Raw genomic sequence first — 23,164 nt, 5'->3', positions numbered from 1 at the left:
GGCTCAGAACATGCTCAGCAACTGCTCGACCGTCGGTTCGGCGTTCGCGTCCCCGTCCGGCAGGGCGAGCTCAAACCATACGGTCTTGCCCCGGTGCGTGCGCCGCGATCCCCAGGCCGCGCTGAGCAGCCCGACCAGCTGGAGCCCGCGCCCGCCCTCGTCGGTGTCCCGGGCCCGGCGCCGCCGGGGCTGCACCAGGCCGGCGTCCCACACCTCGCAGACCAGGGTGCGCTCGCGCAGCAGCCGGAGCCGGATCTCGCCCTCGCCGTACCGCAGGGCGTTGGTGACGAGTTCACTGACCAGGAGTTCCACGGTGTCCACGAGCGGTTCGAGGTCCCAGGTGAGCAGCTGGGCGCGGGCCAGTTCGCGGGCCCGGCCGACCGAGCGGGGCTCGCGCGGCAGCCGCCAGTCGCCGACGGCCTCGGCGGGCAGCCCCTGGACGCGGGCCATCAGCAGCGCGATGTCGTCCTCGCCGTGCCGGGTGTCCAGGGTGGAGAGGACGTGGTCGCAGACGTCTTCCAGCGGCCGGGCCGGGTCGGTCAGGGCGCTGCGGAAGGCCCGCAGGCCCTCGTCGAGGGGGTGGTCGCGGGACTCGACGAGCCCGTCGGTGTAGAGGGCGAGCAGGGCGCCCTCGGGCAGCTCGACCTCGACCTCCTCGAAGGGCTCGCCGCCCACCCCGAGCGGCATCCCGGGCGGTACGTCGAGGAGCAGGGCCTCCTCGCCGGGCTCGACCAGGACGGGCGGCAGGTGGCCGGCGTTGGCGAAGGTGCAGCGCCGGGTCACCGCGTCGTACACGGCGTAGACGCAGGTGGCGAGGTAGACCTCGGAGAGTTCGGGGCCGCGGGTCTTGGGGGCGCCGCGGGACGCCTGCTGGGCGCCGAGCGGGTTGCCCAGGCCGCGGGCGATCTCGTCGAGCGCGGAGAGCACCTCGGCGGGCTCCAGATCGAGCAGGGCCAGGGTGCGCACGGCGGTGCGCAGTTCGCCCATGGCGACGGCGGCGCGCAGGCCGCGGCCCATCACGTCGCCGACGACCAGGGCGGTGCGGTGGCCGGGCAGCTGGATGACGTCGAACCAGTCGCCGCCGACCTCGGTGGCGGTGTTGCCGGGGAGGTAGCGGCAGGCGATGTCGAGCCCGGCGGCCTCCGGGTCGCCCGGGGGCAGCAGGCTGCGCTGGAGGATCAGGGCCCGCTCGTGCTCCCTGCGGTAGAGCCGGGCGTTGTCGATGCAGACGGCGGCCCGGGAGGCCAGCTCCACGGCGAGGGCCCGGTCGCGCTCGCCGAACGGCTCGCTGCCCTTGGTGCGGGAGAACCGGGCGAGGCCGACGACCGTGTCGTGGGCGACCATCGGCACGGCGAGCGTGGACTGCACCAGGGCGCCCTCGACGGGGTCGGGCACCTGGACGCGTCCGGTGCGCAGGGCGCCGGCGCAGGCGGAGTTGAAGGAGTAGCGGTGCACGGCGCCGACCTGGACGGGGCCCGCCTCGCAGCCGCCGGTGGTGATGTCGTCGCCGAGCGGGACGTCGGCGACGGCGCTGGCGAAGGCGACCCGGCGCAGTTCGGCGCTGCCGTCGGCGCGCCCGGGCGGGGCCTCCTCGCCGGTCAGGAGCGCCTGGTAGAGGTCGACGGAGGCGATGTCGCAGAAGCCGGGGACGGCGACGTCGAGCAGTTCGCGCGCGGTGGTCTCCAGGTCGAGGGAGGTGCCGATGCGGGCCCCGGCCTCGTTGAGCAGGGCCAGGTTGCGGCGGGCGCTGGCGGCCTCGCGGGCGGCGACCTGGCGGCGGGTGACGTCGGTGCCGAGTCCGGCGACGCCGATGGGGCGGCCGGTGCCGCCGTGCACCCGGTAGAGGTTGATGGACCAGTGGCGGCGCTCGCCGGGTCCGGTGCCGGGCGGTTCGCCGACCAGCTGGAGGTCGGTGACCGACTCGCCGGTCTCCAGGACGCGGCGCAGGGCGGCGGCCATCCGGTCGGCCTCGGAGCGGGGCAGGTAGTCGTGGACGGTGCGGCCCTGGTGCTGGTCGGGGCTGCCGCCGAAGACGGTGGCGAAGCGCTGGTTGGCGCGCTGCACGGTGAGGTCGGTGCCGAAGAGGATGAACCCGAAGGGAGATTGACCGAAAATCGCCTGGGAGGAGGCGAGGTCGGTCTCGATCCGGCGCAGGGCCCGTACGTCGACGACGATGCAGAGGGCGGCCCGCTCCCCGCCCGCCGTCTCGCTGGGCATCACGTACACCTCGGCGAGGCCGCCCGGGTCCCGCTCGCCGGGCAGCCGGAAGGGGACCAGGCCCGTCCACTCGCGCCCGTCGAGGATCTCGGCGACCTTCTGGTGGCCGCGGGCGCGCAGTTCGGCGGGCATGAACGCCTCGACCGGGTCCTTGCCCCTGACCTGCTCCGCGGGGATGCCGAACAGTTCGACGGCACGACTGCTCCACTGGTCGACCAGCCCGTCCGGGCCGATCGAGAACGACGCGACCTTGATGTAGTCGTAGATGGAGCCGGGCGGGCTGCTCTGCCACACGACCCTGTTCGCCGTCTCAGGTATCTCGCTCACGCGACCGTCCCCTCCAGCTCACCGCACCGGACCGGCCATGCCCGCAGTATTCAGCACTGCGGCCCCCGGCGGCACGACGTTCCCGATCACAGCACGGTCTCGGTCGCGTCCGGTCGGCTCGGCCCGGGCCGTCGAGCCCGGCGGTGATCGTTGTCCCTCCAGACTTCTAACCAGGGAGGGCCAGCTCGAACCACACGGTCTTGCCGGATCCGTCACGCCGGGTCCCCCAGCGCCGCGCCGAGCCCGCGACCAGCTGGATCCCGCGGCCGCCCTCGTCGTCGGGTCCGGCCACCCGCGCGGTGGGCGGGTCCGGAAGCGGATCGGACACCTCCACCAGGAGGTGCCCCGGTCTCCGGCCCCGGCGGACCAGCCGGACGCCGATGGGCCCGGAGGCGTACCGCAGGGAGTTGGTGACGAGTTCGCTGACCAGGAGCACGGTCACGTCGCCGACGGCGGCGTCCAGGCCCCAGGCGCGCAGGGTGTCGCGGACCGCGTGCCGCGCGGTGCGCACCGCGTTGGGCTCAGCAGGAAAGGTCCACTCGGCGCACTCGCCTTCGGTGTCGATCACGCCGATCACTTCCCCAGACCAGCAGCAGACCCACGTCCATTTTCGGGGGGTTAATCAGCACATACCCGATATCCGAGGCGGGCTATCGCCACAGCTGGTGCACGGTGGTACGAAAGGCGTACGGAGTAGGCCACACGCCCCACACAATGCCCCCGCGCCGGTGACGCCGGACACCCCGGGAGGGGGACCTCCCTCAGCCGGTGCCGCCGCGTGCCGCCAGGCGCTCCGCCGCCCAGGCCACCGCCGGGCGGTCCTGCTCCAGCCAGTCCACCGAGTCCAGTTCGCCGGGGGCCAGCCAGCGCAGCTCGTCGTGGCCCTCCAGGGGCGCGGGCTCGCCCGCCACCAGCCGGGTCAGCCAGGCCCGCAGCACGTACCCCTTGCCGACCGGCCACTCGCCGGGCACGCGCTCCTCGGGCGCGGCCTCCACGCCCAGCTCCTCGCGCAGCTCGCGCACCAGCGCCTGCTCCGGGCTCTCCCCCGGCTCCACCTTGCCGCCGGGCAGCTCCCAGCGGCCGGCCAGCTCGGGCGGCGCGGTGCGGCGCGCGGCGAGCAGGCGCCCCCGGTCGTACACGGCACCGGCCACCACCACGCGTTCGTCCATGCGCCGGAGCGTAGCCGAGGAGGCGGGCGGGCCCGGATTCAGCGGGTGGGCAGCCCGATGCGCTCCACCCAGTACAGCTGCTTGTGCCCGCGGGAGTCGAGGCTGTCGACGATCTTCTGCGCTTCGCCCTCGGTCGCGTACCGCCCGACGCGGTAGCGGTTGCCGTTGTCGTCCTGCCTGATGACCTGCCAGGGGAGCGGGGCGCCACCGTCGTCCATCACGCTTCTCCCTCCGAGAGCGGCGGGACCGGCGCGCGCCTCGCGGCCGCCGGGACCGGCCGATGCGCTGAAACCGCAGTCCGCATATGCCCGACCTTACGCCTGACCTTCACTCAGCGGATACGCCTTTTCACCAAGAGGTACCCATCCGGCCAAAACCAGGCGCGAATCGAGCGCAGCGAAAGGGGGCGCGCCCGTTCGGCGCGCCCCCCCTGGGGGCCTTGTGGCGCAAGGGTTCAGTGCGGCCTGACCGTGGGCAGCGGAAGCAGCAGCGGCTCCCCCGCCGGGGCCTTGCGGCAGGCGTCGCCGCACTCCGCGTCCAGCGAGCAGCACAGCGAGCAGACCGGCCCCGCGTGCACCGGGCAGTCGGCGATGTCGGGCAGTTCGTACGCCGTGTCGCAGACCGCGCACTCATGGGTGGCGGTGACGTCGGCGACCACGGCGCCCGGGCCGTTCACCGGGTTGGGGCGGGCCAGGTAGTAGCGCCCCTTGGTGCCCCACGCGATCAGCGGGCAGAGCACCAGCGCGAGCCCGGCGGCGATGAAGGTGGAGAAGGCCTCCGGGTAGCGGCCGAACACCCCGAAGAAGGCGAGGATCGAGACGGTGGAGGCGACCACCATGGCGCCGAACCCGGCCGGGTTCACCGCGTACAGGTACGCCCGCTTGAACTCGATGTACGGCGGCGACCAGCCCAGCCGCTTGTTGATGACCAGGTCGGCGGCGACCGCCGCGATCCAGGCGATGCCCACGTTGGAGTAGAAGCCGAGCAGCTTGTTCAGGGCCGCGAACATGTTCATCTCCATCAGCGTCAGCGCGATGGCGAGGTTGAGGAAGATGTACCAGACCCGGCCCGGGTGGCGGTGGGTCACCCGGGAGAAGAAGTTGGACCAGGACAGCGAGCCGCTGTAGGCGTTGGTCACGTTGATCTTGACCTGGGAGACGATCACGAACAGCGCGGCGGCGGGCAGCGCCACCGAGCCGAGCCACGGCTTGAGCGCCTCGATCTGCGGGGCGATCGGCTCCAGCGCGTGGGTCTTGCCGACCGCCTCCAGGGCGACGAACGCCAGGAACGCGCCGCCCAGCTGCTTGGCCGCGCCGATGATCACCCAGCCGGGCCCGGCCGCGAGCACCGCCAGGTTCCAGCGGCGCCGGTTCTGCTCGGTCTTGGCCGGCATGAAGCGCAGGTAGTCGGCCTGTTCGCCGATCTGCGCGATCAGCGAGAGCGCCACGCCCGTGCCCAGGCCGAAGCCGATCCAGGAGAAGCCCGCGCCGGCCCCCTCCGTACCGCCGAAGGAGGTGAACGCGCCCCAGGCGTCCGGGGCCTCGAAGGCGAGCACCAGGAACGGCAGCACCATCCCGATCAGCCAGACGGGCTGGGTCCACGCCTGCACCTTGGCGAGCGCGCCCATGCCCCGGAAGACGATCGGGATCACGATCAACGTGGTCAGCAGGTAGCCGATCTGCACCGGCAGCCCGACGGCCTGGTGCATGGCCTGGGCCATGATCGAGCCTTCGAGCGCGAAGAAGATGAAGGTGAAGGACGCGTAGATCAGCGAGGTCAGCGTGGAGCCGAAGTAGCCGAAGCCCGCGCCCCGGGTGACCAGGTCCATGTCGAGGCCGTACTTCGCGCAGGCCCGGGCGATCGGGATGCCGGTGACGAAGATGATGGCCGCGGCGGTGAGGATCGAGGCGAGCCCGCTGGTGAAGCCGTAGGTGAAGACGATGGAGGCGCCGATCGCGAAGTCGGCCAGGTAGGCGATGCCGCCCAGCGCGGTGGACGCGACCATCGTCGGCGACCAGCGCCGGAAGGAGTGCGGCGCGTACCGCAGGGAGAAGTCCTCGCGGCTCTCGTCGGCGGCGAGCTTGGCGTAGCTGCGCCGGGGCGGCGGCCCGTCCGGCCGGGGGGCCTCGCTCTCGCGGGTGACCGTGTCCGTCATGAGGGTTCCTGTCGTCGTCCGAACCGGTTGCGGTACGGACGAGGAAGGTAGGAGCCGCAGGTGACGGCGGCTCACCACGCGTCGTTGCCCCCGGGTTACGTCACCCGGCCGGGCGTTAAGACCCGGTCACACGGGCCGGACGGGGTGTCCGCTGACCGGGCGCGCGCCGGCGGGCGCGGACTCCCGGTACCCGCGGGGCGGGCGGGACCGGGGGCGTCCGTCCGGCGCTCAGCGCACCGGCAGGTGGTAGGCGATCCGGTAGCGGTCGGCCGGGACCACCACGTCGGCCGTCTCGACCGCCCGCCCCGACGCGTAGTACGTCCGCTCCACCACCATCACCACGTGCCCCGGCACCCCGCCGAGCACCAGCAGCTCCTCGGCCAGGCCCGGGCGGGCGCCGACCTCCTCGACCACGTTGTCCACGACGACGTCGATCGCGGCCATCCGCTCCACGACCCCGCAGCCGCCCAGCGGGCCCTCCTCGGGCAGCATCACCGGCGTGCGCCCCGTCACCGCGAGCGGCTCCCAGGAGGTGGAGAGCATCATCGGCTCCCCCGCGTCCCGGAACACGTACCGCGTGCGCATCACCCGGTCGCCCGGCTTGATGCCGAGCCGGGCGGCGACCTCCTCGCCGGCCTCCTCCTGCTCGCTGCCGGACTCCCAGGTGCCGCGCGAGCCCTCCTCGGCCTGCTCCTGGCGGAACGGGCTGGCGCCGGAGGCGGGCCGGTACCCGGAGCGGGCGATGCGGCGCGGCACCGGGCGCTCGCGCACATAGGTCCCCGACCCCGAGCGGCCCTCCACCAGGCCCTCGGCCATCAGGACCTTCCGCGCCTCCAGGGCGACCGTGTCCGACACCCCGTACTCCTCGCGGATGCGCGCCTGGGAGGGGAGCCGGGTGTGCGGCGGCAGCGAGCCGTTGGCGATCTTCTCCCGGAGATCGCTCGCGACGCGCAGATAGGCGGGCTGCTCACCGAATGTCACGGGCCACTCCCATCAGGTTGACAGACAGCTACAGCCTGGCAACCGAGGGTTGTCGCCCGCAAGCGTGGGCCAAGGTTTCACCCGAAGTGATGATTTGGCTTTACCCAGGAGCTGGGCGGGGGTATGGCGTTTCGGACACCGACTGACCTTTCGTCAACTCACCCCGCCACGGCCCCGATTCCGCAGAATTCCTTGACCAAAATGGTCCAGACCAATAACTTCCCTCCGTACTCACGCACCGCGCACTCCACCCACAGGAATGAGCCCCATGCGTCGAAGAACACTCTCCGCGCTGGCCGTCGGCGCCAGCTCCCTCGCCCTGCTGGCGACCCTCGCCCCGGCGGCGGGCGCGACCGGCGGCCACGGCGGGCAGGGCGACCACCGCCCCGCGTACAAGCGCGTCGGCTACTTCACCCAATGGGGGATCTACGGGCGGGACTTCCAGGTCAAGGACCTGGACACCAGCGGCACCGCCGCCAAGCTCACCCACATCAACTACGCCTTCGGCAACGTCAGTCCGGAGGGCAAGTGCTTCACCGGCAACGTGCCCGGCGAGGCCGACGCCTGGGCCGACTACGCCCGCCCGGTCGGCGCGGAGGACTCCGTGGACGGGGTCGCCGACACCGGCGAGCAGGCGCTGGCGGGCAACTTCAACCAGCTGCGCGAGCTCAAGGCCAAGCACCCCGGCCTCAAGGTGATGATCTCGCTCGGCGGCTGGAGCTGGTCCACCAACTTCTCGGACGCGGCCCTCACCCCGGCCTCCCGCAAGGCGCTGGTCTCCTCCTGCCTCGACCTGTACCTCAAGGGCGACCTGCCCGTCGACGGCGCGCGCGGCGGCGCCGGCGCGGCGGCCGGGCTCTTCGACGGCATCGACATCGACTGGGAGTGGCCGGGCTCGGCGGGCGACACCGACACCAAGTACCGCCCCGAGGACAAGAAGAACTTCACCGCGCTGGTACGGGAGTTCCGCACCCAGATCGACGCGTACGGCAAGAAGCAGCGCAAGCACTACGAGCTGAGCGCCTTCGTGCCGACCGCCCCCGCGAAGATCGACGCGGGCTTCGAAGTCGCCAAGATCATGCGGGACTTCGACTTCGTGAACCTCCAGGGCTACGACTTCCACGTCTCGGGCGAGGCCAGGACCGCCCAGCAGTCGGCCCTGTTCGCACGGAACGACTTCAGCGTCGACCAGACCGTGCGCGAGTGGGAGCGGCGCGGCGCCCCCGCCCGCAAGCTCGTCGTCGGCATGCCCTTCTACGGCCAGGGCTGGACCGGCGTGCAGGGCGGCGGCGACGGCCTGGGGCAGCCCGCCTCCGGCCCCGCCCCGGCGACCTGGGCGAACGGCTACGAGGACTACAAGGCCCTGAAGAAGCTGGCCGCGTCGGGGACGTACAAGGTCCACCGCGACCTGCGCAACGGCCACGCGTGGCTCTTCGACGGCACCACGCTCTGGACGTACGACGACCCGTGGGTGCTCGCCACCAAGTCGGCGTACGTGCGCGCCAAGGGCCTGGGCGGCGCCATGTTCTGGTCCCTGGACGGGGACACCCCGGACGGGGAGCTGATCACGGCGGTGGACCGGGGGCTCGGCGGCCGCTGACGACCGGGGGCGCGCCCGGACCCCGCGCCGTCCCCTCTCCGCGTCCCCGTACCGCCTCAGACCTCCGTACCGGCCCTCAAGGCCCCCGTACCGCCCCCTCAGACCTCCTTGCGCCCGGCGGGGGGCGATCCGCCCGGCCGGGTCCCCGGCTCCTGCGTCGACGAACCGCCCTGCGGCTCGGTGCGCAGCCCCAGGGCCTTCCTCGCCGCCGCGCCCAGGTCCGGCGGCAGGGCGTCGAAGCCCGGGTCGTACGCGTCCCAGTAGGCGTCCGCGTCCGCGGCGCCCTGGGCCCGCGCCCAGTGCGCCCTGGCCCGCTCCAGCTGCCCGGCCACGTCCGTGGCGGGCTTCTTCGCGGCGGCGCTCCACGGCACCCCGCGCAGCTCCCCCGCCGAGGTCTCCAGGGCGGCGGTGACCTTCCCTGCCCACGCCTTCGCCCCGGCGAGGTCCTCGTCCGCGTCCTCGTCGGGCTGCTCGCCGAGGACCGCGTCGACCCGGTTCACGGCCTTGAGGTAGGCGGCCTGCTGCGCGTCCAGCGTCGTGGAGTCGGCCCGCAGCGAGCCCTTGAGGTCGCCCTTCTCGCTGGCCATGGAGCAGGTCACCTTGTGGTCGCCGAGCCGCCAGGAGGTCCGGCTCGGCAGGTAGTAGTAGGTCCACGCGTCCTCGGGGACCGCCCAGGTGTCCATCGCGTAGCCGCCGTTGAGCTTCTCGCAGCGCTCCTCGGCGACCTGCTCGATGCGCTGCCGGCCGGGCCACGCGTCGTACCCCTCCAGCGGGAAGGAGCCCGTCACCTCGCCGTCGTGCCGCTCGGCGCAGTCGACGACGGAGACGCGGTCCACCTCGCGCTCCGCGAGCCCGCCGGACATCTTGTAGCAGTCGCCCTTGCGCAGGTCGGTGACGGAGCGGTTGCCCGGCCCCTGGTCGACGGCGTCCCGGAAGCCGCCCCAGAAGTCGGAGGCCGCCCCCGAGATCAGGAAGAGCCCCAGGAGCAGGGTGCCGACCGAGGACAGCACCACGCCCGCCACCGCCATGCCCCTGCCCCGCTGGCCGCGGCGCTTGATCTGGACCAGGGCCACGATCCCCAGGACCAGGCCCAGCGGGGGCAGGCAGCAGACGAGGCCGAGGACCAGCGAGGCGACGGAGAGCCCGTTGAGGGGCGGCCGCGGGGGCGTCCCGTACGGCGGGAAGGGCGGTCCGTACGGCGGCTGCTGGGGCGTGCCGTACGGGGGCTGGGGCGGCGGCCAGCCCTGGTGGTTCGGTTCCACGGGGTGCGGGGCTCCTGTCGGGGTCCGACGCGGCACGAACAAGATCGCGTGCGAACGGGTGTGCGGTTCGCGGCATCGTACGCGACGGGTCCGACATCGCGACACGAAAGGGGCGACCGCTCCACGGCGGCCGCCCCTCCCGTCGGTGCACACCCTCGCAAGGTGTCCGTGCTTCTCTCACGCACCCGGGGTCCGGGTCCGGGGACCCGGCCCCCGGGATTCCACCCGGGACCGCGCGGTCCCGGCTAGCCGCGCGGTGCTAGGACCGCGGGGCTAGAACTGCAGGGCCCAGGAGTCGATCCGGCCCGTGTCCAGCCGGGCGTTGTCGGTGACCCGGAGCTTCCACGTGCCGTTGGCGACCTCGGAGGAGGCGTTGACGGTGTACGTGGTGTTGATGTTGTCCGAGCTGCCGCCGGTGCCGAAGGCCTTCAGCGTGTACGCGGACCCGTCCGGCGCGATCAGCTGGACCTGGAGGTCGCCGATGTACGTGTGGACGATGTTCACCGGCACCTGGAGACCGGCCGGCGCGTTGCCCGCGACGCCGCTGACCGTGATCGGGGACTCGACCGTGGCGTTGTCGTTGATCGCGTAGTCGGCGGTGTTCTCGAAGCGCTTGCCGGGCGGCGGGGTGTCGCCCGTGCCCACGTAGAGCAGGCGGTTCGGGGAGCCGGTGCCGGGGCTGGTGACCACGTTCGGCGTGGCCGCGGTGGTCAGCGCGGTGGAGACCTGCGCCGGGGTGGCCGTCCGGTTGGTGCTCAGGTAGAGCGCGGCGGCGCCGACCACGTGGGGCGTTGCCATCGAGGTGCCGGAGATGGTGTTGGTGGCGGTGTCGCTGGTGTTCCACGCCGAGGTGATGGACGAGCCCGGCGCGAAGAGGTCCAGCGCGGCGCCGTAGTTGGAGAAGCTGGAGCGGGCGTCCGTGCTGGTCGTCGAGCCGACGGTGATCGCCTCGGCGACGCGGGCCGGCGAGTAGTTGGACGCGTTGGCGTTGTCGTTGCCCGCCGCGACGCCGTACGTGACGCCGGAGGCGATCGAGTTGCGCACCGCGGTGTCGAGGGCGGTGTCCGCGCCGCCGCCCAGGCTCATGTTGGCGACGGCCGGCTTGACCGCGTTCCGGGTCACCCAGTCGATGCCGGCGACCACCTGCGCGGTGGTGCCCGAGCCCTGGTTGTTGAGCACGCGGACGGCGACGATCTTCGCCTTCTTGGCCACGCCGTAGCTGTTGCCCGCGACGTTGGCGGCGACGTGGGTGCCGTGGCCGTTGCCGTCCTGGGCGGTGTTGTCGTTGTCGATCGCGTCGTAGCCGTAGGACGCGCGCCCGCCGAAGTCCTGGTGGGTGATGCGGACGCCGGTGTCGATGATGTAGGCGGTGACGCCGTCACCGGCGGTGTCCGGGTACGTGTAGCTCTGGTTCAGCGGCAGGTTGCGCTGGTCGATGCGGTCCAGGCCCCACGAGGGCGGGTTGGGCTGGGTGCCGCTGATGGTGAGGGTGCGGTTCTGCACGACGGAGGCCACGGCCGGGTCGGCGGCCAGCTTCTTCGCCCGGGCCTCGGACACCTCGACGCTGTAGCCGTTGAGGGCGGCCGTGTAGGTCCGCTCGATCTTCGCGCCGAACCGGGCCGGGATGGCCCGGCCCGCCGCGGTCTCCGCGTCGGGCGCCGAGCCCTTGAGGGTGACGATGAAGCTGCCCGGCACGGAACCGGGGGCGCCCAGGTTCTGGACGACGCCCTCGGCCGCCGCGGGCGCCGCCGAGGCCGGCAGCGCGGAGACGGTGCCGAGCGTGAGGGCGGTGACGGCGATCGCGCCGGCGACGGACATTCTTCGCCGCGAAGTACGCATCACTGGCATGTGAGGGATCTCCTCCTCATTGGTGGTGCGTTGCTGTGGGGGAATCGCGCACAGATCGACGCGGGCATGACAATGAGGGCATCACTGCCGGGCTCCGGCGCCGTCGGAAGCTTGACCGATCCTTGGGGAACCCACAAGGGTGCGGGGGTTGCCGTGACACGGCGACATGTGATCGCCATACGGGGCCAAGTCCGTTACCGGCCAAGCAACATGACGAAACGTCAGGAAAATGCGGAAGTTCGGGCCGGACCTCCCCGGAGCGCCCGAGGGTGGCCCGGGCCCCGGGCGGCCGGGAGCGACCCGGAGCGCCCGAGGGCGGGCGTCAGACGATGGAGGTGTCCCCCAGCGCCTCGCTGATCTCGCGCAGCCCGCGGGCGGTGCGCTCGACGGTGTCGCGGTCGACGCCGGCGAGCAACTCCTCGTACGCGGCGAGGTGTTCGGCCATGGCGGCGTCGATCAGGGTGGAGCCGTGCTCGGTGAGCCGGATCTGCACGGTGCGCCGGTCGCTACCCTCGCGCACCCGCTCGACGAGCCCCTTGGCCTCCATCTTGTCGATGCGGTTGGTGATGGCGCCGGAGGTGACCATGGCGGCCTTGAGGAAGGCCCCGGCGGTCAGCTGGTAGGGCGGCCCGGAGCGCTTGAGCGTGGTGAGGACGTCGAACTCCCCGTACTCGAGACCGTGCCGGGCGGCGGTGGCCTTGCAGTTCTTCTCCACGGCGCGGGCCAGGCGCTGGACCCGGGCGAGGAGGTGGACGGGCCAGAGGTGGTCGGCGAGGTCGGGGCGCTCGGCCTCCCACTGCCCGACGATGGCGTCGACGGCGTCACTCACGACTGCTGCTCCTCACCCCGCTGCACACTCTCCCGACATCTCAACGTTAAGACACTTGACGCTGAAAGGTCGAGCCTGCTTCCATCTGACACGTCAAAACTATCTCAGCATTAAGACAATCAACGTTGAGACAGTGCTTACGGACCCCCACCTCACGGAGGGCACCCATGCCCCTGCCCACCCGCCACCAGGCCCCCGGCGCGACCGGCTCACCGGCACCCGAGGCCGCCGCCGGCCCGCCGGTCCTCTGGCTGGCCCTGCTCGCCACCCCGGTGGCGCTGAGCGCGAACAGCCCGGTACTGATCCTCCCGGAGCTGGCCGACGCCCTGGACATCCGTACGACGCAGGCCACCTGGCTGGTGCAGGCCTTCGCCTGGGCGATGGCGGTCGGCACCCCGCTGATGGCGAACCTGCTGCGCCGCCGGGGCCTCGGCGCCGCACTGCGCACCAGCGGCGCCCTGGTGGCGGCGGGCACCCTGCTGGTGGCGCTGGCGCCGTGGCTGCCGCTGCTGATGGCGGGCCGCGCGGCGCAGGCGATGGGCGGCGCGGGCCTGGTGACGTCGGCGATGAGCCTGGCGGGGACGGCGCGCAGGATGGGCGTGATCACGGCGGGCTTCGGCATCCTGGGCGCGGCGGGCCCGCTGCTCGGCTCCCTGAACGCGACGGTGTCCTGGCGGCTGTCCCTGGCGGTCTCCGCCCTGGCCCTGCTCGCGCTCCCGCCGGTCCTGGCCTGGTCCCGCACGGCGCCGCGCCCCGCCTCCCCCACCCCCTTCGACACCAGGGGCGCCGCACTCCTCACCCTGGCGGCCACCTCGCTGGTCTTCCTGGCCCACTACCCGCTGCCGGCGCTCGCGGCCGCGCTGGTCACGGCGGCGCTCCTGACGGCCCACGTCCGCCGCGCGCGCGACGGCTTCGTCCCCCTCGCGGTCATCACCAACCGCACGTTCGTCACCTCGGCGCTGCTGGCGATGGCGCTGTCGACGTCGTACTTCACGCTGCTGTTCACGATCCCCCAGCTGCTGCGGGACCGTACGGACTGGTCGACGGCGACGATCGGCACGGCCCAGCTCCTCGCCCTGGCCACGGGCTCCCTGCTCTCCTGGCTCCTCGCCGCCGCCTCGTCCCGCCTCCCCCGCACCCGGGTGATCGCGCTCCTGCTCACCCTGGGCGCCCTGGCCCCGCTCCTCACCGCCCTCACCCCCTGGCCGGCCCTGCTCCTCCCGGCCGCGGCCCTGGCGGTCTTCGCCACGACGGCGGGCAACGGCACCCTCTCGCTCTACGCCGCCCACTCCGCCCCGCCCCAGGACCGCCCGACGGCCCTGGGCCTGCTGAACCTGGCCTACCAACTGGGCGGGGCGTTCGGGCCGGCGGTGGCGGGGGTGGTGATGGGCTGAGGGGCGCGATGGCCGGTACTCGGCGGCGGAGGGGCCGGAAGGGATCAACTACGTGGCCCATCCGACCAGCGGTGGGTTAGCGTGTGGCCGCACCGCTTGTCCTTCCCGGAGGATGTGCGCGGCGCGACGAACGGACAGACAGTTCCTCTCGGTTCGACGACACGGGCCAACGGTGTGCTCCCGGCGGGAGTCGCCCGGCCGTGTGGCCGTCAGCAACCGAAAGGGCAGTCCGTATGTCTGTCGTCGAGTACACGCCCAAGCGCCGCAACTGGTACCGCGACGTCCTGGTGGGCATCGCGGGGGGCTTCGGCTCCAACCTCCTGTGGGCCGTGGCGCAGGTCGTGGTGCACCGCCTCGGCTGAGCCGGGGCGGAGGGCGGGCCTCCGGGGGCCCGCCCTCACTCCGTGGACGGCGCAGGCTAATCTGCGCATCGTCATTGCGGCCCGACGGGCTTCCGCCCCTCCGACCGGGGCATCGAAGGACACGCCCCCACCCGCACGAGCCCACTCGTGCCCGGGATTCCTTCGTGCTCCTCCAACTCTCAGCAGCCGAGCTCGGTGAACTCCTCACCGCCCCGGCCGGCTCGACGCACCTGCCCCTCACCGAGCGGCTGATCGACGAACACCTCCGGCTCAAGGGGAGACAGCCCGACAAGGGAGATGTGGCCTCCTGGGAGAACAGCATCCCCGTGGTCGTCCGCGCTCTGCTGGCGAAGGGGCTGGGGGAGGTGGAGATCCAGGTCGAGGTCGACCTGCCGCACACCAACTCGGCCGTCGACCTCGTGCTCTGCGGCCAGCGTCCCGGCTCCGGTGCCGACAGCTACCTCGCGATCGAACTGAAGCAGGTGCGCCGGGCCACGGTCGATCCGCGGTGCCCCATCGCCGTCGACCTCGGATTCGGCAAGAACAAGCTCCATCCGGTGCGACAGGTGCAGCGCTACTGCGAGTACATGATGCGCTACCTGTCCCACCTTCAGGAGGGCGAGGACAGCCTGACGGGAATGGCGCTGCTCCACAACGCCCGGGACGAGGACGTGGAACCGCTGTTCAACCTCCCCGAGACCGAGCACGGCTTCCTCTACACGGTGACCGACCTCGCCCGGTTCGAGAGGGCTCTCACCGGCAAGTTCACCTCGGCGTCCGGGAAGCGTGCCGCCGACGCGCTGGCGCGGTCCCGCCGGAAGCCGCTTCTCAAGGTCACCGACGTCGCCCGCCAGCGTTCGGTCGTCGGAGGCGGTCTCACGCTGCTCGACGAGCAGTACGTCGCGTTCGACCGGATCACTCGGCACCTGGAGAAGACAGCACCTCGCAGCGACTACGAGGTCGGGCTGTTCTACGACCCCGAAGCCGCCCACCTCCCGGTTCCCGACCCCGGGCCCAAGCGCGTGTACGTCCTCCGGGGCGGCCCGGGCAGCGGGAAGAGCGCCATCGCGCTGGAGCTGCAGCGCGAGCTGGGCCTCAAGGGCCGCGAGGCCGTCCTGGCCAGCGGGTCCCACGCGTACACCGAGACCCTGCGCAAGGCCATGATCGACAAGGCCAGACGCGGGCAGGTGGCGGAGAAGACCCGGGCGGCCCAGAAGCTGTACCGGTACTTCAACAGCTTCACCGACGTCCCTCCCGACGGGATCGACGTCCTGATCTGCGACGAGGCCCACCGCATGCGCCGCAGTTCGACGCACCAGTGGATGCCCCGGGAGCTCAGGGACGACGACAGGCCGCAGGCGACCGAGCTGATGCGGGCGGCCAAGGTACCGATCTTCCTCCTCGACGACCACCAGTCGATCCGCCCCGACGAAGTGGGTACGGCCGCCTACCTCAAGGCGCTCGCGGAGGAGAACGGTCACGTGGTGGAGGTCATCGACCTGAACGGGACGTTCCGCGCGGGCGGCAGCAAGCAGTACCAGGGGTGGGTGCAGCAGTTGTTGGGTCTCGGCACGGCAACGGACCCGGTCGGCTGGCAGCCCGACGGCCGGATGACGCTGGCGGTCGCCGACTCCCCCGAGCAACTGCACCAGTTCATCGAGGACCGTCACGAGGCGAGGACGACCGCGCGCGTCACGGCGGGCTTCTGCTGGCCGTGGAGCAATCCGGGGGAGGACGGGCAACTGGTCGACGACGTCGACATCCACGGCTGGCGCAAGCCGTGGAACGTGAAACCCGACCACGACGTGCCGCACGCTCCCCCGTCGGACCACTGGGCCACCGACCACCGCGGCATCGGACAGATCGGCTGCGTCTACACGGCCCAGACCTTCGAGTACGACTGGAACGGCGTGATCATCGGCCCCGACCTGCGCTTCGAGAACGGCAAGTTCGTGGTCGACCGAAGCGCCTCGCACGACCCGGCCTTCCACAGCAAGGTCGACGACGACACCGTCGACCGGTGCGTCCGCAACGCCTACCACGTGCTCCTCACCCGCGGTGTCATCGGCACCGTGGTCCACGCGGTCGACCCGGACACCCACAACGCCCTGCGCCGGCTCATCCCCGGAACGATCGGCATGCAGCACTACGACGGTGCCCGGCCGGCCCTCACCGCCGAGGGGCCGCAGCTGCCACCTGCCGTCAACAAGCGCCCCGGGTAGCCTTGATCCCGTCGTAGTTGCGGCCCGCCGGGCTTCCGCTCCGCCCGGCGGAGTCATCACGGACATGCCCCCACCCGCACGAGTCCCTTCGTGCTGCCCGGGAGCATCCCTTGCTGTTCCGCGACTCCGCCACCGCAGTCGCCGCCGAGTGCCTCTCCGGGGCGCTCTTCTTCCGCCTGACGGAGCAGTTCGTGCACGTGCACGGGCACCGGCCCGGCACGTCCGAGGTGCGCTCGTGGGAGCGGAGCATTCCGGTACTCGCGAGCGCGCTCACGGACGCGGGCCTCGGCCAGGTCGAGATGCTGCTCGAGTACGGACTGCCGCTGAACAGCAAGCGGGCCGACGCCGTGCTGGCAGGGGTGCACCCCAGGACCGGACAACCGTCGTACGTCGTGGTGGAACTCAAGCAGTGGAGCAGCGCCGAACCGGACGACGACGACCCGTCCCTATGCCGCCTGGACGGTTACAAACGAGCCGTTCTGAACCCCGCCGACCAGGTACGCGGGTACTGCGACTACCTGGTCTCCTTCAACGGGGCCGTGGCCGAACACCCGGAGCGCATCAGCGGCGCGGCGTACCTGCACAACGCCACCGAGTTCGGCGTCGGCGGTCTCTTCGCGACCGAACAGGACGAACGGGGACGGCTCTTCATCGGGCAGAGGCGCGGCGAGTTCATCGACTTCCTGCGCTCCAAGCTGGGGCCCGCTTCGGGAGCCCGGGCGGCGGACGAACTCCTCCAGGGCAAGGTCGGACCGTCCAAGCAGCTCATGGCACTGGCCGCCCAGGAGGTGCGGGAGCGCGAGCAGTTCGTGCTCCTGGACGAGCAGCAGGTCGCGTACCGCAAGGTCCTCAACGCCGTGCGGCGGGCCAAGCAGGCCGACCACAAGGAGGTCGTGATCGTCACGGGCGGGCCCGGCACCGGCAAGAGCGTGATCGCCTTGTCGCTCCTCGGAGAGCTGTACCGGCAGGGGGTCACTGCACTCCACGCCACCGGGTCCAGCTCGTTCACCACGACGATGCGGAAGGTCGCGGGCGCGCGCAAGCGCGAGGTCCAGGACCTCTTCAAGTACTTCAACAGCTTCATGACCGCCGAGCGCAACAGCCTCGACGTACTCCTCTGCGACGAGGCCCACCGCATGCGGGAGACCTCGGCCAACCGCTACACCTCGGCCGCGAACCGCACCGGCAAGCCCCAGGTCGACGAACTGATCGACGCGGCGCGCGTACCCGTCTTCCTGCTGGACGAGCACCAGGTCGTGCGGCCGGGCGAGATGGGAACGGTCGCGGAGATCGAGGCCGCGGCCGCGAAGAAGGGCCTCGACTGTCACGTGGTGGCCCTGGACAGCCAGTTCCGCTGCGGTGGCAGCGACGCCTACCTGAGGTGGGTGGTGAGGATGCTGGGCCTCGAGACCGGCGGTCCGGTCGTCTGGGAGCCCGACGACAAGATGCGGCTCCTGGTCGCGAACAGCCCCCGGGAAATGGAGTTCCTGCTGGAGGAGCGGCAGTCCCAGGGGTACAGCGCGCGCATGTCGGCCGGCTACTGCTGGAAGTGGACGAAGAAGGTCGCGGCGGGCCAGGAACTGCCCGCGGACGTCGTCATCGGGGACTGGGAGCGTCCCTGGAACGTCTACGGTGACCGCGCGGTCGGCGGCGCACCGCCCGCCGCCTTGTGGGCGACCGACCCGGCCGGCTTCGGACAGGTGGGGTGCGTGTACACGGCGCAGGGCTTCGAGTACGACTGGTCCGGTGTGGTCATCGGCCCCGACCTGGTCTGGCGCGACGACCACTGGGTCACCGACCGCACCGCGTCCAAGGACCCCGTCTTCAAGAAGTCGACCCCGGACGCGGACGTGAACCGACTGATCCGCAACACCTACAAGGTGCTGCTGACCCGGGGAATGATCGGGACGATCGTGTACTCGACCGACCCCGAGACGCGCGAGAAGCTCCGGGAACTGGCAGGAGCGGATTCGTCCCTCACCCCGGCCTGACGCACGGGAAGGGCCCCGCTCGTCGAGCAGGGCCCTTCCTTCGTACGAACGCGCCTCAGATGCGGAACCGGAACGTCGAGAAGACGAGAGCCCCCACGGAAATGACCACCGTGGCGATCTGAACCGATGAGTCGCTCATGACCGGATGCTGGGCAGGTGGCTGGTTGCAGCGTGGAAAGTTGCCGAAAATCATCCGGCTGAGATCGTCTGCTCCCCAGCCTGAGCTGCTGACCGCTACCGTGAAGCCATGACCGCACTGCCCGACTGGATGCGCCCGCCGCGCGCGGAAGGCTGGTTCGCGGAGGACTTGGACCGCCTCCCGGAAGCACCGCGCCACACCGAGCTGATCGACGGAGCCCTCGTATTCATGATGTCGCCCCAGCGCTGGTGGCACGGAGAGATCGTCACCGACATCACATTGGCCCTCAGGGCGCAGGCCCCAGCGGGCTTCAGGGTCGGCCGGGAGATGACCATCCGCCTCGATGCCCGGAACCGCCCGGAACCGGACCTCGTGGTGACCACCGCCCCGTACGACCCTGACTGCACCTGGTTCGCTCCCGAAGATGTCCAACTCGTCGTCGAGGTCGTCTCGCCGGAATCTGCCCACCGCGACCGGACCGTCAAGCTTCGCAAGTACGCCGAGGCCGGCATCCGGCACTACTGGTGCATCGAGGACGAGGACACCGTCCCCGCCGTGCACGTCTACGAGCTCGACGAGCCGACCAGCTCGTACGCGCCGGCAGGGATCTTCCGCCACACGCTCCAGCGACCCCTGCCATTCGAGATCAGCCTCGATCTGGACAAGCTGGCACCGGGCCAGTCGGCCTGACACCGCGATTCCAAGTCAGCACCAAGTCGGCACGGGAATACAGAAGAGGTCGGACTCGACAGAGTCCGACCCTCCTGGCCTGCACGTTTGACCAATTAGTTAACGCACAGTATGGGCGTCGCTACACGTTGAACCGGAACTCCACCACGTCCCCGTCCTGCATCACGTACTCCTTGCCCTCCATCCGGGCCTTGCCCGCGGAGCGGGCGTCGGCGACCGAGCCCGTGGCGACCAGGTCCTCGAAGGAGATGACCTCCGCCTTGATGAAGCCCTTCTGGAAGTCCGTGTGGATGACGCCCGCCGCCTCCGGGGCCGTCGCGCCCTTCTTGATGGTCCAGGCGCGGGACTCCTTCGGGCCCGCCGTCAGGTAGGTCTGGAGGCCCAGGGTGTCGAAGCCGACGCGGGCGAGGGTGGCCAGGCCGGGCTCCTCGGCGCCGACCGACTGGAGGAGCTCCATGGCGTCCTCGTCGTCGAGCTCGGCGAGGTCGGCCTCCAGCTTGGCGTTCAGGAAGATCGCCTCGGCCGGGGCCACCAGGGCGCGCTGCGCGGCCTTGAAGGCGTCGTCCGTCAGCTCGTCCTCGTCCACGTTGAAGACGTAGAGGAACGGCTTGGTGGTGAGCAGGTGCAGGTCGTGCAGGAGCTCGGTCTTCTCCGTGCCCTGGACGTAGCCCTGCGAGAAGAGGGTGTCGCCGCGCTCCAGGATCTCCTTGACCGCCTCGACCGCCGCCACCTTCGGCGCCACGTCCTTCTTGATCCGCGACTCCTTCTGCAGGCGCGGGAGGACCTTCTCGATCGTCTGGAGGTCGGCGAGGATCAGCTCGGTGTTGATCGTCTCGATGTCGTCCTTCGGCGAGACCTTGCCGTCGACGTGCACGACGTTCTCGTCCTTGAAGGCGCGGATGACCTGGCAGATCGCGTCGGACTCGCGGATGTTCGCCAGGAACTTGTTGCCCAGGCCCTCACCCTCGCTCGCGCCGCGGACGATGCCGGCGATGTCGACGAAGTCGACCGTGGCGGGCAGCACGCGCTGCGAGCCGAAGATCCCGGCCAGCTTGTCCAGGCGCGGGTCGGGGACGCCGACGACGCCCACGTTCGGCTCGATCGTCGCGAACGGGTAGTTGGCCGCCAGCACGTCGTTCTTGGTCAGGGCGTTGAACAGGGTCGACTTGCCGACATTCGGCAGACCGACGATTCCGATCGTGAGCGACACGTTGGCGACTTCCTGACGGGGAGGCGGGGACTGGACGGACGCCAGCCGGTGGACGACGGCCCAGTTTACGGGCGTGTCGGCGGGGCGGGCGAACGCGGCCCGGCCGACCGCCCGGGGGCGGTTACCGGTCGAACTGATCGGCAAGCTCGTCCAAAGCGCGTGTCCCGTGACGTGATCATCCCTGTCGGCAACCTACGTTGTCAGGGTGGAGCAGCACAGGACCAGTCCCCCCCAGCCCCGGCAGCGGCCCAAGGGCCCCCTCGCCCCCCAGGGCGCGCTCGTCGACGGCGCCGCCGTGTACCGCGCGGCGCCCCGGCGCGGGCGCCCCGTACCGCCGGTGGTGCTCGCCCTGCGGCGGCTGCCCAGTCCCCGGCTGACCGGGCTCGGGGCCGGGCTCTTCGCCTCGGCCGCGATGCTCGCGCTCGGCTGCCTGGACTGGCTGCTGTTCGACGGCGCGCCCCTGGTGTACGGGCTGCTGTTCCTGCCGGTCAGCGCGGCGACCGCGCTGTGGGTGCGGTCGGCGGACCTGGTCACCGCGCCGATCAGCGTGCCCATCGCCTTCGCCGTGGGCATCGTGCCCGTCGCGGGCGGCACCGGCGGCTTCGGCGGCCAGGCGATGGCCGTGGTGACCGCGCTGGCCGTGCACGCCGGGTGGCTGTACGGCGGCACGCTGGTGGCCGGCCTCATCACCTGCGTGCGCAAGGTACGGCTGATGAGCCGGCGCCAGCGCCGTACGCCGGTGAAGAACGGGAAGCAGCAGAACGGCAAGCAGCAGTCGGCCAAGGCCGCCGCCGTGCGCGTGGCACCCCGGCGGCCCCAGGCCTGATCAGCGGCCGGCCGCCGCCATCGCCGCGCCCACGATCCCCGCGTTGTTCTGCAGCTCCGCCGGGACGACCTCCGCGTCCACGCCCTCGATCAGCGGCAGGAACCTGTCCGCCTTGCGGCTCACCCCGCCGCCGATGATGAACAGCTCGGGCGACAGCAGCATCTCCACGTGCGCCAGGTACTTCTGCACCCGGCGGGCCCAGTGCGGCCAGCTCAGGTCCTCGTCGTCCTTGGCCTTCGTGGAGGCGCGCTTCTCCGCCTCGTGGCCGTTCAGCTCCAGGTGGCCCAGCTCGGTGTTGGGCACCAGGCGGCCGTCGATGAAGACCGCGCTGCCGATGCCCGTACCGAAGGTCAGCAGGACGACCGTGCCCTTGCGGCCCCGGCCCGCGCCGAACGACATCTCGGCCACGCCGGCCGCGTCCGCGTCGTTGAGCACCGTCACCGGCATCCCGCCCAGCCGCTCGCCGAGCAGGGCGGAGGCGTCGACGCCCACCCAGTCCTTGGCGACGTTCGCGGCGGTGCGGACGGTGTTGTGCGTGACCACGCCGGGGAACGTCACGCCCACCGGGCCGGACCAGCCGAAGTTGCGCACGACCTCGGCGACGCTGTCCGCGACGTCGTCGGGCGTGGCCGGCTGCGGGGTGAGCACCTTGTGGCGCGGCTCCGCCAGGTCGCCGCGCTCCAGGTCCACGGGGGCGCCCTTGATCCCCGAGCCGCCGATGTCCACTCCGAACACGTTCAGGTTCATGGCATCCACCGTACGGCGCGGGGCGGTGCCGCACAGGCGTACCGGCGGCCCACCGGCGTATCGGACCGGCGGCCCACCGGTGTACGGCGACCCACCGGCGGCCCCTCAGCACGACGGCGCCCCCCGTCAGCCCCCACGCGCCGCCCGTCAGCCCCCGGCGGCCGTCCCGTCAGCCCTCGGCGAGCGCCTTCGCCTCGGCGCGCAGGTCGCGGCGCAGCTCCTTGGGGAGCGAGAAGGTGATCGACTCCTCGGCCGCCTTCACGATCTCGACGTCCTCGTAGCCGTGCCCGGTCAGGTACTCCAGGACCTCCTCGACCAGCACCTCGGGCACCGAGGCGCCGGAGGTGACGCCGACCGTGGTGACGCCCTGGAGCCAGGCCTCGTCGATCTCGGCGGCGAAGTCCACCAGGTACGCGGCGCGGGCGCCGGCCTGCTTGGCGACCTCGACCAGGCGGACGGAGTTGGAGGAGTTGCGCGAGCCGACCACGATGACCAGGTCCGCCTCGGCGCCCATCTGCTTCACGGCCAGCTGGCGGTTCTGCGTGGCGTAGCAGATGTCGTCGCTGGGCGGCGAGATGAGCTGCGGGAACTTCTCCTTGAGCGCGTCGACCGTCTCCATCGTCTCGTCGACGGAGAGCGTGGTCTGGGAGAGCCAGACGACCCTGGAGGGGTCGCGGACCTCGACCTTGGCCACGTCGCCGGGGCCGTCGACCAGCTGGATGTGGTCGGGGGCCTCGCCGGAGGTGCCGATGACCTCCTCGTGGCCCTCGTGGCCGATCAGCAGGATGTCGAAGTCCTCGTTCGCGAAGCGGACGGCTTCCTTGTGCACCTTGGTGACCAGCGGGCAGGTGGCGTCGATGGTCGCCAGCTTGCCCCGCGCGGCCTCGTCGTGGACGACCGGCGCGACGCCGTGCGCCGAGAACATCACGATCGAGCCCTCGGGGACCTCCGCCGTCCGCTCGACGAAGATCGCGCCCTTCTTCTCCAGGGTCTGCACGACGTACTTGTTGTGGACGATCTCGTGCCGCACGTAGATCGGCGCCCCGTACTGCTCCAGGGCCTTCTCCACGGCGATCACGGCGCGGTCCACGCCCGCGCAGTAGCCACGGGGAGCGGCGAGCAGGACACGGCGGCGAGCGGAGGAAGTCATGGTCCCCATCGTAAGGCCGCCCAGAACAGGCGGAGGGCGGGTGTC

Annotated in this window: 19 protein-coding genes; 7 read left to right on the top strand and 12 right to left on the bottom strand. The window is 71.7% G+C overall.

The window, feature by feature from the left end:
• Positions 1–3: 3 nt before the first annotated feature.
• The 6 genes from ABT160_RS06440 to ABT160_RS06415 all read right to left on the bottom strand — a co-directional run bounded on the left by ABT160_RS06440 (position 4) and on the right by ABT160_RS06415 (position 6,849).
• Positions 4–2,544, bottom strand: a complete 2,541-nt coding sequence (locus tag ABT160_RS06440; RefSeq protein ID WP_351644308.1) for a SpoIIE family protein phosphatase — start codon at positions 2,542–2,544, stop codon at positions 4–6.
• A gap of 166 nt (positions 2,545–2,710) precedes the next feature.
• On the bottom strand, positions 2,711–3,121 hold the full coding sequence (locus tag ABT160_RS06435) for an ATP-binding protein (RefSeq protein WP_351644306.1): 411 nt from the start codon (positions 3,119–3,121) through the stop codon (positions 2,711–2,713).
• Between the two features lie 184 nt (positions 3,122–3,305).
• The gene (locus ABT160_RS06430) at positions 3,306–3,713 is read right to left on the bottom strand and encodes a (deoxy)nucleoside triphosphate pyrophosphohydrolase (RefSeq protein WP_351644303.1); all 408 of its coding nucleotides are present in this window, start codon (positions 3,711–3,713) and stop codon (positions 3,306–3,308) included.
• Between the two features lie 38 nt (positions 3,714–3,751).
• A complete protein-coding gene (locus ABT160_RS06425; RefSeq protein ID WP_351644300.1) occupies positions 3,752–3,931 on the bottom strand; it encodes an SPOR domain-containing protein in 180 nt (59 codons plus the stop codon).
• Positions 3,932–4,167: 236 nt separating this feature from the next.
• On the bottom strand, positions 4,168–5,868 hold the full coding sequence (locus ABT160_RS06420) for a purine-cytosine permease family protein (RefSeq protein ID WP_351644299.1): 1,701 nt from the start codon (positions 5,866–5,868) through the stop codon (positions 4,168–4,170).
• Between the two features lie 228 nt (positions 5,869–6,096).
• Entirely contained in the window at positions 6,097–6,849 is a 753-nt protein-coding gene (locus ABT160_RS06415; protein WP_351644296.1) for a GntR family transcriptional regulator, read from the bottom strand.
• A gap of 268 nt (positions 6,850–7,117) precedes the next feature.
• On the opposite strand from ABT160_RS06415, the gene ABT160_RS06410 reads away from it, so the two are divergent.
• Complete coding sequence (locus tag ABT160_RS06410; protein ID WP_351644293.1) at positions 7,118–8,449, top strand: glycoside hydrolase family 18 protein; 1,332 nt, start codon at positions 7,118–7,120, stop codon at positions 8,447–8,449.
• A gap of 98 nt (positions 8,450–8,547) precedes the next feature.
• On the opposite strand, the gene ABT160_RS06405 is transcribed toward ABT160_RS06410, so the two are convergent.
• The 3 genes from ABT160_RS06405 to ABT160_RS06395 all read right to left on the bottom strand — a co-directional run bounded on the left by ABT160_RS06405 (position 8,548) and on the right by ABT160_RS06395 (position 12,388).
• Entirely contained in the window at positions 8,548–9,711 is a 1,164-nt protein-coding gene (locus ABT160_RS06405) for a DUF4190 domain-containing protein (RefSeq protein WP_351644291.1), read from the bottom strand.
• 273 nt (positions 9,712–9,984) lie between these two features.
• Complete coding sequence (locus tag ABT160_RS06400) at positions 9,985–11,559, bottom strand: S8 family peptidase (protein ID WP_351644288.1); 1,575 nt, start codon at positions 11,557–11,559, stop codon at positions 9,985–9,987.
• Between the two features lie 322 nt (positions 11,560–11,881).
• Positions 11,882–12,388 carry a MarR family winged helix-turn-helix transcriptional regulator gene (locus ABT160_RS06395; protein ID WP_351644285.1) on the bottom strand — a complete coding sequence of 169 codons (507 nt, stop codon included), beginning with the start codon at positions 12,386–12,388 and terminating at the stop codon, positions 11,882–11,884.
• 167 nt (positions 12,389–12,555) lie between these two features.
• Here ABT160_RS06395 and ABT160_RS06390 point away from each other — a divergent pair, with 167 nt between their 5' ends.
• The 5 genes from ABT160_RS06390 (at position 12,556) to ABT160_RS06370 (ending at position 19,186) form a co-directional block, all read left to right on the top strand.
• On the top strand, positions 12,556–13,782 hold the full coding sequence (locus tag ABT160_RS06390; protein ID WP_351644282.1) for an MFS transporter: 1,227 nt from the start codon (positions 12,556–12,558) through the stop codon (positions 13,780–13,782).
• Positions 13,783–14,015: 233 nt separating this feature from the next.
• Positions 14,016–14,144, top strand: a complete 129-nt coding sequence (locus ABT160_RS06385) for a DUF6408 family protein (RefSeq protein ID WP_351644280.1) — start codon at positions 14,016–14,018, stop codon at positions 14,142–14,144.
• A 164-nt stretch (positions 14,145–14,308) separates the two neighbouring features.
• Complete coding sequence (locus tag ABT160_RS06380) at positions 14,309–16,366, top strand: DNA/RNA helicase domain-containing protein (RefSeq protein ID WP_351644278.1); 2,058 nt, start codon at positions 14,309–14,311, stop codon at positions 16,364–16,366.
• 110 nt (positions 16,367–16,476) lie between these two features.
• The gene (locus ABT160_RS06375; RefSeq protein ID WP_351644276.1) at positions 16,477–18,357 is read left to right on the top strand and encodes a DNA/RNA helicase domain-containing protein; all 1,881 of its coding nucleotides are present in this window, start codon (positions 16,477–16,479) and stop codon (positions 18,355–18,357) included.
• Positions 18,358–18,604: 247 nt separating this feature from the next.
• Complete coding sequence (locus tag ABT160_RS06370) at positions 18,605–19,186, top strand: Uma2 family endonuclease (RefSeq protein WP_351644273.1); 582 nt, start codon at positions 18,605–18,607, stop codon at positions 19,184–19,186.
• A gap of 121 nt (positions 19,187–19,307) precedes the next feature.
• Here ABT160_RS06370 and ychF read toward each other — a convergent pair whose 3' ends face one another.
• Positions 19,308–20,396, bottom strand: a complete 1,089-nt coding sequence (ychF, locus tag ABT160_RS06365) for a redox-regulated ATPase YchF (protein ID WP_351644270.1) — start codon at positions 20,394–20,396, stop codon at positions 19,308–19,310.
• Between the two features lie 205 nt (positions 20,397–20,601).
• On the opposite strand from ychF, the gene ABT160_RS06360 reads away from it, so the two are divergent.
• Positions 20,602–21,222 carry a DUF6542 domain-containing protein gene (locus ABT160_RS06360; RefSeq protein ID WP_351644268.1) on the top strand — a complete coding sequence of 207 codons (621 nt, stop codon included), beginning with the start codon at positions 20,602–20,604 and terminating at the stop codon, positions 21,220–21,222.
• Here ABT160_RS06360 and ppgK read toward each other — a convergent pair whose 3' ends face one another.
• Positions 21,223–21,963 (bottom strand): polyphosphate--glucose phosphotransferase, encoded by a 741-nt coding sequence (gene ppgK, locus ABT160_RS06355; protein ID WP_351644686.1) that lies wholly within the window; start codon positions 21,961–21,963, stop codon positions 21,223–21,225.
• Between the two features lie 175 nt (positions 21,964–22,138).
• Entirely contained in the window at positions 22,139–23,128 is a 990-nt protein-coding gene (locus tag ABT160_RS06350) for a 4-hydroxy-3-methylbut-2-enyl diphosphate reductase (RefSeq protein ID WP_351644266.1), read from the bottom strand.
• Between the last annotated feature and the right edge of the window lie 36 nt (positions 23,129–23,164).

The sequence above is a fragment of the Streptomyces sp. NPDC001941 genome (assembly GCF_040296945.1).
GTDB lineage: Bacteria > Actinomycetota > Actinomycetes > Streptomycetales > Streptomycetaceae > Streptomyces.
This window is presented reverse-complemented; position numbering and strand designations above follow the sequence as displayed.

Coding starts and splice junctions, on each gene's coding strand:
- ABT160_RS06430 (WP_351644303.1), bottom strand. CDS start 3,713: ATGGACGAACGCGTGGTGGTGGCCGGTGCCGTGTACGACCGGGGGCGC.
- ABT160_RS06425 (WP_351644300.1), bottom strand. CDS start 3,931: ATGGACGACGGTGGCGCCCCGCTCCCCTGGCAGGTCATCAGGCAGGAC.
- ABT160_RS06420 (WP_351644299.1), bottom strand. CDS start 5,868: ATGACGGACACGGTCACCCGCGAGAGCGAGGCCCCCCGGCCGGACGGG.
- ABT160_RS06410 (WP_351644293.1), top strand. CDS start 7,118: ATGCGTCGAAGAACACTCTCCGCGCTGGCCGTCGGCGCCAGCTCCCTC.
- ABT160_RS06400 (WP_351644288.1), bottom strand. CDS start 11,559: ATGCCAGTGATGCGTACTTCGCGGCGAAGAATGTCCGTCGCCGGCGCG.
- ABT160_RS06390 (WP_351644282.1), top strand. CDS start 12,556: ATGCCCCTGCCCACCCGCCACCAGGCCCCCGGCGCGACCGGCTCACCG.
- ABT160_RS06385 (WP_351644280.1), top strand. CDS start 14,016: ATGTCTGTCGTCGAGTACACGCCCAAGCGCCGCAACTGGTACCGCGAC.
- ABT160_RS06370 (WP_351644273.1), top strand. CDS start 18,605: ATGACCGCACTGCCCGACTGGATGCGCCCGCCGCGCGCGGAAGGCTGG.
- ABT160_RS06350 (WP_351644266.1), bottom strand. CDS start 23,128: ATGGGGACCATGACTTCCTCCGCTCGCCGCCGTGTCCTGCTCGCCGCT.